The organism is Paenibacillus lautus NBRC 15380 (genome assembly GCF_004000945.1).
Classification (GTDB): Bacteria; Bacillota; Bacilli; order Paenibacillales; family Paenibacillaceae; genus Paenibacillus_AQ; species Paenibacillus_AQ lautus.
Window position 1 is genome coordinate 303,032 of the sequence record NZ_BIMF01000001.1, and the last position, 17,233, is coordinate 320,264.

Below are 17,233 nucleotides of genomic sequence, written 5' to 3' on the forward strand. Positions count from 1 at the left end.
TAGCGGAAGTTTTTCTTGCGAGATAAGGATGGTAAGCCTCTGAAGCTTATACTTTCTTATCTCTTAAAAATAATCTTTTCCGAATTGGGGTGAATTGGATGTTGCACTTGATCCGTATCATTCGAAGTAGCTAGGCTCGGGTTCATAGAGGACCGGGCCAAGTCCAAGTTATAACTCGTAGCCATAGAGCTGCTTTTTGCTATAAAACGTAAATCAGCTGCCGGACAGAAGGGAGCCGACCGTCCTTTTGGACAAGTCTCCTGATCTACAGCAAAGAACTCTACCGGCTTTTGGCTTCGAACGAATGAGGGTCAATCTGTTTACAGCATCCCATTTTATCTCATGTGGAAGGTGGACAATATAAATGAATTCACAGGAATACAAGCAGTTTTATGATATCGTAGGAGCCTTAAACGGCTGGGACTTCAGCCAGGTCCGATGTATCTCGGAAGGTGTAAAGTGGGATTTTTACGATCAGGTCGGCAAATTATGCCAACCATCCGACGTTGTGCTCGATATCGGAACGGGCGGCGGAGAAAGCTTGTTATCCATCGCTGACAAAGCAGCATCGCTGGTTGGAATCGATCTTTCGCATACGATGATTGAGACAGCCCGGCGGAATGAACGGAACGTATCGGCTTCCAATGTACGCTTTATGCAGATGGATGCAGAGGCGCTTCAATTCCCGGAGGCGTTTTTCAATTTGATCTCATGCAGACACTCCCCTTTCCGTGCATCAGAGGCGGCAAGAGTATTAGCAGCGGATGGCGTGTTTTTGACACAGCAGGTTCGCGAATGTGATAAAGCCAATCTGGCTCAAGCCTTTGGCAGAGGACAATCCTCCCGTAAAGACGGTGCCTTAAAGGATCAATATATGAAGGAACTTCGGCTTGCCGGGTTCCGCGATATCCAATATGCCGAATACGATGCGGTCGAATACTATGAGCGTGAAGAGGATCTCATCTTTCTGCTCAAGCACACGCCCATCATCCCCGGGTTTGGACAGGAGGAATCGGATTTTCGCATCCTGCAGCAGTTCATCAGAGACCATCGCACAGATCGTGGAATCCGAACGAATTCCGCACGGTTTATGATAGTGGCCCGGAAATAACCGGCTCCTCTGGAAATCCATAACCCGCAGCATTCCGCTGGTAAATAGAAAAAGCGCACAAGGGTCGAAGCCACCTTGGCGCTTTTTTTTAGAGAGGTTTCTAAGCACATAAAAAAGCAAGCCCCTCGCAAAAGGAGGAGCTTGCTTTCGGTATGGTTATCATCTCTTCGACCAAGGAGCGCTATTAACCGTTGACCAGCAATTCTTTCAGCTGCTTGATCTGCTTACGCTCGCCCGCTAGTACCAGCGTCGATCCCGCTGTCAGGATGTCGTCCGGACCCGGATTGATTTTCTGCTCTTTCTTGTTCACAATCGCTAATACATTAGCACCTGTACGTTGACGAACCTGAAGCCCTGCAATGGATTGTCCCACGCATTTGTAATGCGGCTCGATGCGTGCCCATTCGATGATCAGGTCTTCAAGAGTCACCTCGATTGTCTCCAGCGCTTTCGGCTTATACGTCATGCCACCGATGATGCCGGCGATTTGTCTAGCCTCATCATCCTCTAATGTAATCTGGGAGATGGTCTCCTCAGGATCGTCATCTTCAAAATGGTACAGCTCTCTACGGCCATCGTCATGAATAACAATAACCAGCTTATCCCCTGATCTCGCCTGAATAAGGAACTTCTTCCCGATACCCGGCAGATCAGATTCGCGAATAATACTCATGTGAAAATCCTCCGTTCTGGGGTTAATTCAATCTCTAGATTATATAGATTAGTTGGAAGAAAGTAAATCATCCCAGCATCCTTACACTTTCCTTTTTTTTACTTTCTCCACAGGTTCGCTCCATTTGAATATTTTATTCACTCCACGGTAGACACGTTTTGATTCCTTGGCTAGAAGAGGCCCGAGGATCGCAAGAATCAGAACATAAAGCGCCGAGAATGGTTTCAGCACGGCGGACAGTCCGCCAGCGAGTCCCAGATTCGCAACGATTATCGTAAACTCCCCGCGTGCCATGATAGTCAATCCGATGTTAAGCGACGACTTATGTGATAGTCCCGCCTTGCGTCCCGCGATCATGCCTGCTACAAGGTTACCAATAATGGTCAGTCCCACAGCACCAAGTGCCAGCCATAACGCATTCCCCAGCGTGGTCGGGTCGATGCCGAGACCGAAGCTGAAGAAGAAGATCGCACCAAAGAAATCACGAAAAGGAATGACCAGCTGCTCGATCCGTTCGCTATGATCCGTCTCGGATAAGGCTAGTCCGAACAGCAGCGCGCCAATCGCTTCGGCTACGTGCAGCGTCTCTGAAAATCCAGCAATAAAGAACATCGATGAGAAAACAACGATAATGAAAATTTCGCTGGACGTTATATTCAGCAATTTGTTAAGTATAGGTGGACCCTTTCTCGCAATAACAAAGAACAACAGCATATAACCTATGGATATACACACGGAGATGATCGTTGCCCCTACCGATGTGGCCCCGCCTAACAGCAGGCCCGACATAATCGATAAGAACACGGCGAGAAAAATATCATCGAACAAAATCATGCCGAGAATAAGCTCTGTCTCCGCATTACCGGTGCGCCGCAGATCCACCAGTACTTTCGCCACAATCGCAGTAGAGGAAACTGACAGCATCCCTGCAATGATTAACGTCTCGTACAGCGGCATGTTGATCACAAATCCGTAAGCCAGGCCCAGAGCAAAGTTCAATATGACATATACGGTTCCGCCTACCACGATGTTTCGCCCGGACTTGATTAATTTCTGAACGGAGAATTCAAGGCCAAGGTAAAAGAGCAGGAATAGAATACCGATTTGCCCCAGAAAATCGATGATTCCCTGGCTCTCAATAAATTTAAAGTCTAGAATTCCTATCGTTGGTGCATGCGGACCTACAAGCATCCCGAGTACAATCAAGAACGGTATAATCGAGAACTTGAGCTTTCCTGCAATTATGGAGGCTATAGCAACCAGAATCAGAGCAGTTCCAACCTCAAACATCATATGGTCCATAGAAGACCTCCTCCTCCTCGAATTTGACTTCTGGCAATCATTTCTATTATACATTAAATTGCATACTTTTACAAAGCAACGGCAATATTCTTGTTTGAACACTCTATAGATGCTAAATTATTCCCATGAAATACAGGCTTAATTTTATTAGCAATTTCATTGTTTCCAAAAAATATAAATTATATCCAAATACTTTACCACACGAAAGAAATTGAATATTTATTCATTATAATGAATACAATACCAGGTAAAAAAATCCATATATCGCGCGAATCCAAACGACCTTCTGGGCTAACACCTTTCTCTTTATTCACACGAAAAGAAGCCCGGTGGCTGCAACCACGGGGCTTCCGACTATTTTCAGATGATTATTTAAACCAACCTTTTTCTTTAAAACGCGTGATCGCTTCGATCCGGTTGCTGACACCAAGCTTATCAAGAATAACGGAAATATAATTCCGCACGGTACCCGTTGTAATAAACAGCTGATTGGCAATTTCCTTCGTATTCTTGCCGTCCGCAATCAGGCTCAGCACTTCCTTTTCCCGCTCCGTCAGCGGATTCTCTTCACCGGAATACGCTTCATCCACCAGCTCGGAGGCGTATATTCGTCTGCCTGCCATAATGCTCCGAATGGATGCAGCCAGTTCCTCGCTTGGACTGTCCTTAAGCAGGTAGGCATTGGCGCCGGCCTTCACGGCACGCTCGAAATACCCCGGCCGGGCAAAGGTCGTCAAGATCATCACCTTGCAGCCATAGCCCTTTAGTTCTTCGGCAGCCTCAAGTCCGTTCATCATCGGCATCTCAATATCCATGATACAGATATCCGGTTTATGAAGTTTGACAAGCTGTACGGCATCCTTCCCGTTCCCTGCCGTCCCGACCACTTGCATATCTTCTTCCAGATCAAGCAGTGAGGCCAGGGCTCCAAGCAGCAATCGCTGATCTTCGGCTATGACAATTCGGATCATATTCCCGCCTCCTTATCCGGCATTCTAAGCACATTAGGTACACGAAGGACCAGCGTAGTTCCCTCGCCGGAAGTGAGCTCCATGCTTCCGTTTACGAATTCAAGCCGCTCTCTCATTCCCCGCAGTCCATTTCCGCGGTTTCTCGCATCGGTCACGAACCCTGTTCCATTGTCCTTCACCCTTGCAACCAGATCCGTTTCCGTGGATTCGATCACAATGGAACAAGCCGTGGCATTGCTATGTTTCACTATGTTATTCACGGCCTCTTTCAGGCACATGCTGATCACATTTTCATTCATTAACGACAGATTTTCCGGCTCCAGAGTTCCCTCAAAGGTTAATTCAATCTGGGCAGCCTTTAGAATTTGCTGAATACGGAAAATCTCGTCCGTAAGCCGGGTCCCCCGCATCCGCGTCACCATCTCGCGCACTTCCTGGAGTGCGGTTCTGGCTGTCTGGCGCACATCGTTGATCTCGGCCTGGGCTCTTTCCGTATCTTGCGTCATCAATTTACCGGCCAAATCGCTTTTGAGGCCAATGAGAGACAGCTTTTGTCCGAGCGTATCATGCAAATCGCGGGCAATCCGCTGACGTTCCTCCAGCTTCACCAGTTCCGAAATCCGTTTGTTGGCATCCTCCAGCTGACCCTGCAGCTGATCATTCTTGTTCCGGTTATAGTTGGTCACGGGCAGCAGAATAACCCCGACTACACTGACTAGCATAAATGGCAGCTGTGTGATGAAGAACGGATTCCGCGTTAACAATCCATAATTGACCGTTATAATGGTCGTGACCAGATGGATCGAATACAGCGTGATAAACCCTGCCTTATTCTTGATGTTCCCGATGAAAAATGCAAGGAACAACGAGAAATAAACATACCCGAACACCACTGACATCGTAATCGATATCAGAATTTGCAGACTCGTCCAGAAGTAGACGAGCCAGCCTTTGGCCAGAAATGAAAGCACATAGAAGGCAAAGAACATCACAATCATCAGAGTGCCGAAGACGACCTGATAGGTAGAGGTCGACCGGAAGATGAAATAGAACGGAAGGATGTAGAAGACAACCCATACATAAGGGCTCAGCCCCGTACTTTTATGAAATATCTGATACCATTTCTGCATGGAGTCCCACCTTCTGTCGGTTCAAGCTTCGTCCTTATTTCTGCCTAACGCGTATTCTTATTTTCCTATTATAACCTCGTAGCCGCAAGGAATTACTCGCCCTGCACTCTGCGTCTGCTGCTCGCCAGGCTCTTCTCGGCTTTCGCCAATACCGATTCCTGCGGTTTACGGAGCGACTTCTTTGCTTCCCTAAACGTGACGAACACCTTTTTCTCTTCATCCCACAGACGGAAACGTATAGACTTCAAACTGGTCTTCAGTGTAATCGTTGTTGCCTTTTGCAGCGGAGGAGCGGCTTCATGCGCCTTCTCCAGGTTGTAATTAGGAACCTTCGGGCTAAGATGGTGAACGTGATGGAAGCCGATGTTGCCTGTGATCCATTGCAGGACCTTCGGAAGTTTGTAATAAGAGCTGCCTTCTACGGCTGCATTGATATAACTCCACTCTTCATCATGCTCATAGTACGTTTCTTCGAATTGATGCTGTACATAGAACAACCAAATGCCAAGCATCCCCGATACCATGAATATAGGAGCTTGAACGAGCAGGAATGCCTGCCATCCAATCGCCCAGCACAGCAATGCATACAGCGCAACAATCGAAATATTCGTTATATAATTACTGATCTTCTCCTTGCGTCTCGCACCTTTACGGTTAAAACGGTAGGTTATCAGAAAAATAGCAATAGGACCCAGTCCAAACATCACAATCGGATTACGGTAAACCCGGTAGTATAGACGCTGCCAAAAGGAAGCGGCCCCATACTCTTCAACGGTCAATACCCACATATCGCCGATTCCCCGCTTATCGAGGTTGCTGCTCGTCGCGTGATGAATCGCGTGCGTGTTCTTCCATTGTTCGTAAGGACACAAAGTAATAACGCCTGTAATCGTGCCGAGAATTTTGTTCGCCTTGCGGCTTTTGAAGAAAGATCCGTGACAGCAGTCATGGAATATGATAAACGTCCGGACAACAAACCCCGAAGCAATAATAGCTATGGGAATGGTAAGCCAGTACGATACGGATAGACTTAAATAGGCTGCATACCATAGCAGGATTAAGGGAACCAGTGTATTGAAAAGCTGACCTATACTCGCCTTTGTGTCAATTTCTTCATAAGGGGCAACGTTCTTTTTCAAGCTGGACAATTTGTTATCGGGCTTAGCCATAGTTGTCTTCCTCCTCGAAATGAAGCGCAAGGACGTTGTGAAGCTGTCACGCACTTGTCTAATCTAATTATAGCTAGGATGTCACGCGTGTCGTAGTCATAAACGTCATTTCGGGAGTATGACAAATATCATATATCGGTGCGGGTATCCGCCGGGAACCGCAGTCCGATCTGGCTCCTGGCTTCCTGCATAATTTCGGCCGTAATGAGTGAGTTGGCATGGGTATTAATTAGACTTTCCCGTTCGCCGAACCGGATTAAATCGATAAATTCCCGGGCTTCATAATACATCGATTCATGGGTTTGCAGCTGGGTGACGTTCTCAATGGTGCCGTCTCTGTAGTGAATCTTCACATCGTACGGCTGATTGATCTTGTCGATGATCATCGTGCCGTTCTCGCCCTGGATTTCGGCAGGGGCATAGGAATCGCTGATTTTGGAATGCATGATCACGGCATCCATCTCGGGATAGGACAACAACAGGCTGCCCTCGCCATCAACCCCGGAGGATAGCATATAGCCGGAGGCTTTGACGGAGTCCGGTTTACCGAACAGGGTGACCATCGGGTACAGGCAATAAATCCCCAGATCCATGAGTGAACCGTTGGAATATTCAGGGTTGAACGCATTCAGTACCGTCCCCTGCTTGAACGCGTCATAACGGGAGGAATATTGGCAATAGCTTGCAAAATAACGCCGAATCGGACCCAGCTTGTACAGGTTGTCCCTGACGGTCCTGAAATTTGGCATCAACGTCGACTTCAAAGCTTCCATGAGCAAAACATTGTTATTCTTCGCAGCTTCAATCATGGCGGACACTTCGACTGCATTAGAAGCCATCGGCTTCTCGCAAAGAACATGCTTCCCGTGGTTCATGCATAATATCGCCTGATCCACGTGATAGGAATTCGGACTCGCAATGTACACCGCGTCAATCTCGTCATCCTGCAGCATCGTTACAAGATCGGTGTACACTTTGGGGTCCGCGTACTTGGCCGCGAAAGCCCTGCCCTTCTCTTCCGTGCGGGAGTATACGGCAGCAAGAATAAATTCTTCCGTCTCCAGAGCGGCTTGGAGAAACCGCTCGGTAATCCAGTTTGTGCCGATAACGGCAAAACGGATGTTCATCCCTAATCCCTTCCCTTCTTATCTGATTATGATTGATCTTTCGCTTTTCGTTACATCCATCCTTCAAACGTCGAAATTCGCTCGCGTGCCGAATCCGGAATCGGCGTGCTCTTGCCTGATGCAGTATCGATGAGCACAATGGTTCCACGCCCGGCCGCTTTTAAGGCGCCGTCCACCACGATCGCATACTGAACGTCCATGGAGGAACGTCCGATCTCAGCTACCCGGACATGAAGCTTAAGCGGGTCCTTCAGATACAATTGAGCAAGATACTGGCACTCCAGATCTGCAACCACCGACACCTTTTTGTCACTGAACAGATCCTCGGTCAATCCCAAGTTCTCGAAATACTCAATGCGTCCCTGCTCAAAATACATGAAATAACTGACGTTATTGACATGACCCAGCATATCCGTTTCGCAGTACCTTATCTTTATCGGAATTTCAAAGTGAAACGTGTCCAGCCAAGCCTTGGGATCCGGTTGTATGAAGGTTGTTTTTTTCATGATGAGTCCCCTTTCTCTTTATAAGAGACAAATGTATGTACAATTATAATCGGTCTTCTACAAGGATAGTCAATACAAGTTGAGTCCGTCAACTAAATAACCAAATCATGGATAAGCCGCCAGATTCGCCCGTTGAACGAGGCTTGACATCCGCTTCTCTCATACGTTGCCTGAATGCAGCTAGCCATGAAAAAAAGACCACCCACTCCAGAGCAGGATCACTGGAGGGATGGTCTCGATAAGTATGAATGGAACAAAGCTCGGTTAAAAAAAGCGCAGCTTAAGCGATCAATGCCGCTTCTTATAATAAGTTAAAGCAAGCGCCAACGCCAGCACGGCGCCCTTCACGATATCCATCGCATAATACGGCACGGACAGCATGATCAGACCATTTTGCAATATACCGATCAATACTGCCCCGACAAAGGTTCCGAGCGCGTTCGGCTTGCCGGCTCCGAATACGGAGTATCCGATAAAGGTTGCAGCGACGGCATCCATCAGGTAAGGTCCGCCGGAGTTGACTTCGGCTGTCATAACCCGAGCCCCGAGGATAATGCCGCCGATGGCGGCAAACAAAGCGGAGACCAGATAAGCGATCAGTCGGTATTTACTCACCGGTATCCCGGATAAAGCAGCGGCTTCGCGGTTGCCCCCGATCATGTACATGTACCGCCCGTGTTTCGTATAGGTCAGAAACAGATGGACCACGAGGACCACGACAACCATAATGATAATGATCCATGGCACTTGCCCGATCTTCTCAAACACCGCCGGAATTTTACCGGTGGCAAAGTCTCCGCTCGGCAGGATCATATTCTGGGAAATGGTAGCGCCGCGGGTATACGTGAGCGCAACGCCCTGAAAGATAAACATCGTCGCCAACGTCATCAGCATATCGTCAATTTTGAAATTGATGACCAGGAAAGCGTTGATCAATCCCACGACCAGACAGAACAGCAGCGTGAGACCAATGCCGATGCCGATATTTTGCCCGTGCCAGACAAACATGGAAATGACCAACGCGTTCGCCAGGGAAGCTGTCGAGCCGACAGACAGGTCAAAGCCGCCAACGGCCAGCGATACGGTAAGCCCTACGGCAATGATCGTCACGATCGAGATCGAACGGAGTATGTTAATAATGTTGCTTGTATTCAAAAAGTTGTCGGCGACGGTCCCGAATACGAGAATAAGTACGAATACCGTAATCAACGTGCCGTATTTATACAGAAAATCAAAAGCGAAACGAGCCGCCGGCTTCTCCTTAACAAGTCTTGCTGTATTCATGTCAACCCGCCTCCTGTGCAATAAAGCAATATTTCCTCTTCGTTGGATGACTGCGTTGTTAGCTCCTTCGTGATGCCGCCGTCATACATCACATACACCCGATTCGTGATGCCAACGATTTCGGACAGCTCGCTTGAGGCGTACAGCACGCATTTCCCCCGCTTGGCCAGCTCGGCCACCAGATGGAAAATGTCCCTCTTCGCGCCAACGTCAACCCCTTTGGTCGGTTCATCAAAAATATACACATCCGCGTCAACCAGCAGCCACTTGCCGATCGCCACCTTCTGCTGGTTGCCCCCGGACAGGTTTCTCACCTTGGCTCGCTCATTCGGCGTCTTAATCCCGAGCGACTCGATCATCTCCCTCGCCGCCTGCTTTTCCTTGCCGAAGCTAAGCCAGGATCCCCACTTGGAAAAACGGGACAGCACCGCAGCCGTTAAATTGACGGATACCGGTTCTTCCACGAAGACGCCTTCGCGGCGGCGTTCCTCAGGGACCAGCGCAATGCCATGCGAAACGGCATCGTGCGGCGAGCGGATGCGGAGCTTTTTCCCCTTCAGCGTGATCTCGCCGGTTGATGTGTCGGATGCTCCGAATATCGCCCGGCACAGCTCGGTTTTCCCGGCCCCGACCAGTCCGGCCAGACCGACGATCTCCCCTTTGCGAATGTGCAGGTCAACGCCGTTGATTTTGCCTGGGTCCAACATGTCCTTCACCTCGAACCAGACGGTGCCGATGTCTCGTTCGATATGGGGAAACTGCTGCTCCATCTTGGAGCCCAGCATGTACTCCACCACTTTTGGCTGATCGATATTCGCAATGCGGTCACTTTTCACCAGCTGACCATCCCGCATGATCGTAATATCATCGCAGATTTCATACAGCTCCGGCAGCCGGTGCGATATGAAAATAATGCCGACCCCATCCTGCTTCAACTTGCGCACCAGCTTGAACAGCTGCTCCGTCTCGCTGTGGCTGAGCGGCGCGGTCGGTTCGTCCAGCACCAGAATCCGGCACTGCTTGGAGACCGCTCTTGCGATCAGTACCATCTGCTTCTCCGCCAGCGTCAGCTCCGAAATCAGCTTCTTGCCGGGAACCCGGATATTCATCCGTGCCAGAATCGATTCGGCTTCCCGATGGAGCTCCTTCCAGCGGACCAAGTGCCGTTTGCCCATATCGTGAACCGTCCGGTCAAGCATAATGTTCTCTCCGACCGTCAGGTTCGGAATGAGCGCCGTATCCACCTCTTGATAGACGATCTGAATGCCCAGGTCCTTCGCTTCCTTCGGTGAACGAATGTCCGCTTTGCTCCCATCGATCCAGATCTCGCCCTCGTAATGGTTGTACGCTCCCGACAGAATCTTCATCAATGTAGATTTCCCTGCGCCATTCGCGCCGATCAACGCATGTGCCGTTCCTGCGGTCGTCTGAAAATCCACATCGGTTAACGCCTTAACGCCCGGAAAAGAAATCGATATGTGCTTCATTTGAAGTAAGGGTGCCGTTTTCGACGAGTGGGTCGAGGCGGCAGTTGTTGGCTCCATCACGCTTCGCAAGTGTATTCTTCCCTTCAAATAGGATAGGGCGCCCCTATCGATGACCGATAAGAGCGCCTGTATGAATAGTGCTGTTTATTTGCCGCTGGCTTCTTTCAACGCCTTCATCCAGTCCTCTTCGAATTCGGTGCTTGTCCCCCAGCTAGGGATAATATCCGCCAGGTTGACCATGTTGACCGCTTCAGCTGCACCCGCAAGGTCGGAGCGCTCGATCAATACAGGCTCCAGATTATGCGTAGCAGGTGTTTCCTCGCCGGCAATCTTCTTAGCCAGCAAGCGAACGTTGATCGCGCCGATCGTTTTCGGGTCTACGGCCGCCGTAGCTACCCAAGGGCTGTCCGGCTTCTGGATCAGCTCCAGGTCTGCGTTGGATACGTCGATGCCGTAAATCTTAACCTCGGTGCGTCCCGCTTCCTCCAGCGCTCTGGCTGCGCCGATGGCGAATGCATCCCAGGTAGCGAAGATGGCATCGATTTCGCCCTTCGGATATTTCGTTAGGATGGCGGATACCGCATTTTGCGTTTCCAGGGAAGTCTGGTCGCTCGCTACACCGAAACGCTCCACTTCCTTGATGCCCGGATTGTTCTTCAGCGTTTCCTGATATACGGCATTGCGTCGTACCATCGGCGGGAATCCGTCTACCCAGAGATAGACGATGTTGGCTTCCGGCCCTTGCTCTTCAACCAGCTTGTCCAGCGCCAGCTTCGCGAGCTGCTCGTCATCCTGCGAGGTCTGGGTTACCCCTGCAATGTCGCCGATCTCCGGCAAAGAGTCAAATGTGACGACCGGAATTCCTTTTTCGGTAATCTTCTTCACGTCCTGCACCGATGCAGGATCATCGCCATGCGATATGATAAATCCATCGTAGTCGCTGTCAATGGCTTGTGCGATCGCATCGTGGAATTTGGCGGAGTCTCCGTTCGCCGAGAAGGTATCCACCTTAAACCCGAGAGCTTCACCTTCCTGTTTCGCACCCGCCAAAAATTGAGCCGTATGATCATCGCCCCCGATTTTTCGGACGACCATCAATTTCACCGGATCCTTCTCCGCGATGCCTGCCGGCAGGTTCTCGACCTTGTCCGCCAGATTGCCTGCCCCGCTACCGCCGCCGCTGCCCGATTCGGCACATCCGGTTAAGACGATCATAAACGCGAGCACCAGCGCCGTTAATTTCCTTACATGTTTACTACCTTTCATGTTCTCTCTCCCCCTGTTTTCCGTAAAAAGGACGAATATTAATACAAGTAATCCTATAGGATTTAACTGGAGGCGTCAACCATTATTTTTCCGCTTTAATGCATTACACCACATAGGCAAAAAAAATGAAAGTGATTTCTACCTCTCGTTCGGCTAGCTTTCATTTTAAAAAAAGTCAGTCCCCTACGACATATTCAGAATGAAGCAAACTCATCAGAATACGATCCACATACGAGCCGTTCTTATACGCTTCATCACGCAGAATTCCGTCCCGCTGAAAACCGGCTTTTTCATAACACCGAATTGCGCCGGCATTGGTAGCATCCACGGTAAGATACACCTTGTGCAAATTCAGTCTCTCAAAAGCGAACTGAACTAGGACTTGCGTAACCTCCGTGCCGTAGCCTTGTCCCCACACGCTTTTATCTCCGATCCATATCCCGAATTCCGCTTTGCGCGCCCAAGGATCGATCTTGAACAACTGAGCATTGCCGAGCGGCTTCCCGTCCAGGTTGAGCACAGTGAAATATGCACCTGACTGGTCACCCTCCGCATATTTCTGTGTCCGTTTCTTCACGGTTGCCGGGGTTAAAGGCACCCCGGTACCGGATGGCAGTGTAGAACTCACTTCAGGATCCGTAAGCCATTGATATCGTTGCTCCCAATCCTCTTCGACGACTGGTCTGAGAATTACCCGTTGCCCATACAGCATAACGTCATCCCCTTTGTTTATATATGTATCGGTAGCTCCAAGCCCCTATTTCATACTCTAAGTTCAAATCTTATTTAAAAAGAGCTTCGGGACGCAGTGATTCACGCCCGAGCTCTTTCTAATTGATAAGCCGTTCAAGATAATCCCGAGTTGGTTGCCTCTAACTTCGGCTCTTAAATCTGTTAATCCAAACGAATGCCCATCGTTTCGAGCCAAGCCTTCGCGATCAGGCCGTGTCCGGCAGGTGACGGATGCACGCCGTCCGGCGCCCAGAAGGCAGCTTCGCGGCGTACCGACGCAGCAGCGAACAATCCGTCCAGCGGCACCAGCAGCGCTCCGTATTCCACCGCCAATTCGCGAACGGCCGTGATTTTTGGATCCAGATCCTCGCGCCATAATCTGCGATCCTCCGGATGCGGCAGCACGAACGGTTCAACCAGAATCAGCTTGGCGTCCAGTGCCCCTTTAGTGCGTTCGATCAATTTACGGTAGCCGGCTTTATAATCCTCGGTGCTCGTCGGGTCCCCGCTATCATACCGGCGCCAAGTGTCATTGATGCCGATATAGATGGATACCCAGTCCGGCTTCAGGTCCAGGCAATCCTCCTGCCATCTGTCATTCAAGTCGACGACCCGGTTTCCGCTGATCCCTCTATTCAAAAAGGTTACGTTTAACTCAGGAAATTTCATGCCGAACAACGAGTCGATCAATAGCGGGTAGCCGTTCCCCAAGCTGCCGGAAAAGTTCCGGTCACGACCGCAATCCGTAATGCTGTCCCCTTGAAATAATACGACATCCCCTTGCTGCAAACGATTCATTCCACTTCCTCCTCATCGGTATGTTGCTATTGTGCGTACCATTGGAAATTCGTAGGCTCATGTCTCGTGAGAACGCTTCCTAACATTTTAATATTTGCCGTACAGGGCTCAATTCCTTTTTATAAACCATGCAAATCATCGATTAAGACCGAATTTTTTTGGAATCCCCGTTGGATGAGAAAAACGTCTATCAACGTACCTCCCCGGAAGACAGACCGCATCTAGCGGAAGTTTTTCTTGCGAGCTCAGGATGGTCGACCTCTGAAGCAGATACTTATTATCTCATAAAAAAACCTGCCCCGACTTCGGTCGGGACAGGTTCTAGTATGTTTCGATTAGGCTCCAGTCGGCATGGCCACCCAGTGGCCCTCCGATACTTCCACAAGCTCCGAATGCTCGAGATTATATTTGTCCTCTCCGGTGCGCTCTTCCAACAGTACCCGTTTCTTCTTGGATTCGATCTTCGGATCGGGTACCGGAATCGCCGCGAGTAAAGACTTCGTATAATCATGCTGGGGATTGGAATACAGCTCTTCGCTTTCAGCCAGCTCCACGATTTTGCCCATATACATGACGGCAACGCGGTCACTGATATGCTTCACCATCGACAGGTCATGCGCAATAAACAGATAGGTCAAGCCCAGACGGTGCTGCAGCTCTTCCAGCAGCTTCACGATCTGCGATTGGATCGACACGTCGAGCGCGGAGAGCGGCTCATCGCAGACGATGAATTTCGGCTCCACCGCCAGCGCCCGGGCAATCCCGATCCGCTGGCGCTGACCGCCGGAGAATTCATGCGGATAGCGCGTGGCATACGCCGGATCCAATCCGACCATATCCAGCAGCTCCTCGACCCGTTTCTTCCGCTCCTGCTTACTGCCGGTCAATTTGTGAACATCCAGCGCTTCGCCGATAATGTCCACCACCTTCAATCTCGGGTTGAGCGAAGCATACGGATCCTGGAAAATCATCTGCATATGGCGCCGCATGGCCTTCATTTCCGAAGGGGACAGGCGATTCACGGACATTCCCTGATACAGCACTTCTCCACCGGTCGGCTGATGAAGGCGAAGGATGGCTCGTCCCGTCGTCGATTTTCCGCTTCCGGATTCCCCGACGACCCCGAGCGTTTCCCCTGCCTGAATGTGAAAGCTGATATCGTTCACCGCTTTAAGCACATTCCCTTTGCCCATATCAAAATATTGCTTCAAAGACTTAACCTCTAACAGCGGTCCTTTGTAATCCGTGCTTGGCACGATGATCGGCGCCGGCTTTGCTTTTTTCTTCTCGTCCAGACGCGGAAGCGCGTTTAACAGCTTCAAGGTATAGGGATGCTGAGGATTCTCGAAGATTTCCTCCGTCGTTCCCGTTTCCACAATCACGCCGTCCTTCATCACCGCCACGCGGTCGCACATGCCCGCAACGACGCCGAGGTCATGCGTGATCAATATAATGGAAGAACCGAAGCGCTCCTGCATATTTTTCATCAAATTAAGGATCTGGGCCTGAATGGTTACGTCAAGCGCCGTTGTAGGCTCATCCGCGATCAGCAGCGCAGGTCTGCACGCCAGGGCGATGGCAATCATCACCCGCTGTCGCATGCCGCCCGAGAACTCATGCGGGTACTGGTTATAGCGCGCTTCGCTGTTCGGTATGCCGACCAGCTTCAGCATCTCAAGCGCCTGCTTCTTCGCTTCCTGCTTGGACAGCTTCTGGTGTTTCACCAGGCTCTCCGATATTTGTTCCCCGATTCGGATCGTCGGATTAAGCGAGGTCATCGGATCCTGAAAAATCATCCCGATATCGCGTCCCCGGATGCTCTCCATCTCTTTCTCGGTTTTCTCCGCCAGGTTCTGGCCAAGGAACAGGATCTCCCCATCCTTCATATAGGAAGGCGGAGACGGCAGCAGCCGCATGATCGAGCGCGCCGTGACGCTTTTTCCGCTCCCGGATTCTCCAACAATCCCGAGAGTCTCCCCTTTCTTCACTTCAAAGCTGACCCCACGCACCGCGTGAAATTCTGAATCACGGGATTGAAAGGCTACACTCAAATTTTTAACCTGCAATATCGGTTCCAACTCTGCTCACCTGCCATTATGCATTTATGTCATTAAAGTAATATCATTTACAACTCTTATAATCTATTGACTTTTAAAATAGGCTAAAATAAAATATACTATATCACTCGGAATAATGCAATTTGAAACAAGGAGGAAAGGCAGCTTATGGGGGGGACAGAAGCAGCAAGACCAAACAGACTCATAGGTTTGATAAGCAGCACATACAGTAAGATCCTTCTGAATCCTTCTTATAGATACTTACTATTATTATTGGGAGCGCCCGTGAATCTCGTGGTCTTCCTATTTTATTTGGTTCAGAGAAAGAAGGATGACTACACAGCGGCGGAGAACCGCATACGCAGCGAGATGCTGGCTGCCGGATATCTGGAGGCCCTACGCTCCGAGATGATGGAGCAGCAGAAACGCAAGCACGACTTTTTCAAGCAAAAAGTCAATGAGGGGCAGCTCCGGCAGGAAGTCGACAAGATCGTAGAAGCAAGGTTCCAGGAAGTCCTCAAGGAACGGACCGCCAAGGAACTGAAACTGAACAACCGGAAACGGTTGACCATGGCCCATACATTTGGTTCTCTCATCGAGAATCCGTTGTTCTTCATTATATCACTTATTCCAGGCTTGCTGATGTACATCCTTATTTTTTTGTACAGCAATCCTTACCTGAAATATATTCTGGAGAGACTCGTAATGACGGTCTTCGTTATCTTTGGCGTAGCAGTGCTCGTCTTTACGATTCTCCACTTGTCGCCGTTCAACCCTGCAGCCAACATCCTAGGCGAGACGGCAACACCGGAACAGATCGCGGCTTTTAACAAAATGCACGGACTGGATCAGGGCTATCTCACGCAGCTGTGGAACAACATTAAAGGAATCGCCTACTTCGATCTCGGCAAATCCTTCTCGGGCAATGAAGAGATTACCTCAAGCATCGCCAGAAAGTTCCCGATTACGCTGACGCTTACGGTCATTTCCCTGATTATCGCGATTGTGATCGCATTGCCGATCGGGATTATCTCGGCTACGAGACCGAATTCGTTTTTTGACTATACGTTTATGTTTATCGCGCTGATCGGGCTGTCCATTCCGAATTTCTGGCAGGGACTGATCTTCATCCTGAATTTCTCGATCAAGCTGCAGTGGCTCCCTGCCACCTTTAATCCGGAGAACTGGTTGTCCATGATCATGCCGGTGATCGTGCTCGGTACAGGACTTACCGCTTCAGTAGCGAGAATGACGCGCTCCTCAACGCTGGAAGTTATTAATGAAGATTACATGATAACAGCCAGAGCGAAGGGGCTCAGCAAGGGTACCATCCTGATGAAGCATGCTGTCCGCAACGCCATCATTCCGATCATTACCGTCATCGGACTTCAGTTCGGCGGGATGCTCGGCGGCTCTGCCGTTACGGAGAAGGTATTCAACATCAGCGGTATCGGCAGCTACATCGTCGATAAACAATTCATCCCTGACATTCCGGCCATTATGGGCGGCGTAGTGTACACCGCCATTACCATATCGCTGGTGAACGTCATCATTGATATCTTGTACGCGTTCTTCGATCCACGGATTAGATCCAAGATGAAACAATACTAAAGCAGGTGT

General features: G+C 49.9%; 15 protein-coding genes. 2 read left to right on the forward strand and 13 right to left on the reverse strand.

Going from position 1 to position 17,233, the window contains the following annotated elements; genetic code table 11:
* The first annotated feature begins 364 nt into the window (after nucleotides 1-364).
* The gene (locus PLA01S_RS01320) at nucleotides 365-1,111 is read left to right on the forward strand and encodes a class I SAM-dependent methyltransferase (protein ID WP_127589703.1); all 747 of its coding nucleotides are present in this window, start codon (nucleotides 365-367) and stop codon (nucleotides 1,109-1,111) included.
* 184 nt (nucleotides 1,112-1,295) lie between these two features.
* On the opposite strand, the gene PLA01S_RS01325 is transcribed toward PLA01S_RS01320, so the two are convergent.
* The 13 genes from PLA01S_RS01325 to PLA01S_RS32775 form a co-directional block, all read right to left on the reverse strand.
* Entirely contained in the window at nucleotides 1,296-1,784 is a 489-nt protein-coding gene (locus PLA01S_RS01325) for a cation:proton antiporter regulatory subunit (RefSeq protein WP_071221197.1), read from the reverse strand.
* Nucleotides 1,785-1,865: 81 nt separating this feature from the next.
* The gene (locus PLA01S_RS01330; RefSeq protein ID WP_100540609.1) at nucleotides 1,866-3,086 is read right to left on the reverse strand and encodes a cation:proton antiporter; all 1,221 of its coding nucleotides are present in this window, start codon (nucleotides 3,084-3,086) and stop codon (nucleotides 1,866-1,868) included.
* A gap of 368 nt (nucleotides 3,087-3,454) precedes the next feature.
* The gene (locus PLA01S_RS01335) at nucleotides 3,455-4,057 is read right to left on the reverse strand and encodes a response regulator transcription factor (protein WP_127589704.1); all 603 of its coding nucleotides are present in this window, start codon (nucleotides 4,055-4,057) and stop codon (nucleotides 3,455-3,457) included.
* A complete protein-coding gene (locus PLA01S_RS01340) occupies nucleotides 4,054-5,187 on the reverse strand; it encodes a sensor histidine kinase (RefSeq protein ID WP_127589705.1) in 1,134 nt (377 codons plus the stop codon). The genes PLA01S_RS01335 and PLA01S_RS01340 overlap by 4 nt, the downstream gene beginning before the upstream one ends.
* 92 nt (nucleotides 5,188-5,279) lie before the next feature.
* Nucleotides 5,280-6,356, reverse strand: coding sequence for a Delta(5) desaturase DesA (desA, locus tag PLA01S_RS01345; protein WP_127589706.1), 1,077 nt, complete (start codon nucleotides 6,354-6,356; stop codon nucleotides 5,280-5,282).
* Nucleotides 6,357-6,484: 128 nt separating this feature from the next.
* Nucleotides 6,485-7,483: a Gfo/Idh/MocA family protein gene (locus PLA01S_RS01350; RefSeq protein ID WP_127589707.1), complete on the reverse strand. Its 999-nt coding sequence runs from the start codon at nucleotides 7,481-7,483 to the stop codon at nucleotides 6,485-6,487.
* Between the two features lie 50 nt (nucleotides 7,484-7,533).
* Entirely contained in the window at nucleotides 7,534-7,989 is a 456-nt protein-coding gene (locus PLA01S_RS01355) for an acyl-CoA thioesterase (protein ID WP_127589708.1), read from the reverse strand.
* A gap of 288 nt (nucleotides 7,990-8,277) precedes the next feature.
* Nucleotides 8,278-9,273, reverse strand: coding sequence for an ABC transporter permease (locus tag PLA01S_RS01360; RefSeq protein WP_127589709.1), 996 nt, complete (start codon nucleotides 9,271-9,273; stop codon nucleotides 8,278-8,280).
* Nucleotides 9,270-10,817 (reverse strand): sugar ABC transporter ATP-binding protein, encoded by a 1,548-nt coding sequence (locus tag PLA01S_RS01365; RefSeq protein WP_246059269.1) that lies wholly within the window; start codon nucleotides 10,815-10,817, stop codon nucleotides 9,270-9,272. The genes PLA01S_RS01360 and PLA01S_RS01365 overlap by 4 nt, the downstream gene beginning before the upstream one ends.
* Nucleotides 10,818-10,904: 87 nt before the next feature.
* Entirely contained in the window at nucleotides 10,905-12,026 is a 1,122-nt protein-coding gene (locus PLA01S_RS01370; RefSeq protein WP_127589710.1) for a sugar ABC transporter substrate-binding protein, read from the reverse strand.
* A gap of 175 nt (nucleotides 12,027-12,201) precedes the next feature.
* Nucleotides 12,202-12,738: a GNAT family N-acetyltransferase gene (locus tag PLA01S_RS01375; protein ID WP_127589711.1), complete on the reverse strand. Its 537-nt coding sequence runs from the start codon at nucleotides 12,736-12,738 to the stop codon at nucleotides 12,202-12,204.
* Between the two features lie 182 nt (nucleotides 12,739-12,920).
* Nucleotides 12,921-13,556, reverse strand: coding sequence for an SGNH/GDSL hydrolase family protein (locus tag PLA01S_RS01380; RefSeq protein WP_100540600.1), 636 nt, complete (start codon nucleotides 13,554-13,556; stop codon nucleotides 12,921-12,923).
* Between the two features lie 335 nt (nucleotides 13,557-13,891).
* Complete coding sequence (locus tag PLA01S_RS32775; RefSeq protein WP_100540599.1) at nucleotides 13,892-15,634, reverse strand: ABC transporter ATP-binding protein; 1,743 nt, start codon at nucleotides 15,632-15,634, stop codon at nucleotides 13,892-13,894.
* Nucleotides 15,635-15,781: 147 nt separating this feature from the next.
* Between PLA01S_RS32775 and PLA01S_RS01390 the strand changes: the two genes are divergently transcribed.
* Complete coding sequence (locus PLA01S_RS01390) at nucleotides 15,782-17,224, forward strand: ABC transporter permease (RefSeq protein ID WP_127589712.1); 1,443 nt, start codon at nucleotides 15,782-15,784, stop codon at nucleotides 17,222-17,224.
* The last annotated feature ends 9 nt before the right edge of the window (nucleotides 17,225-17,233 follow it).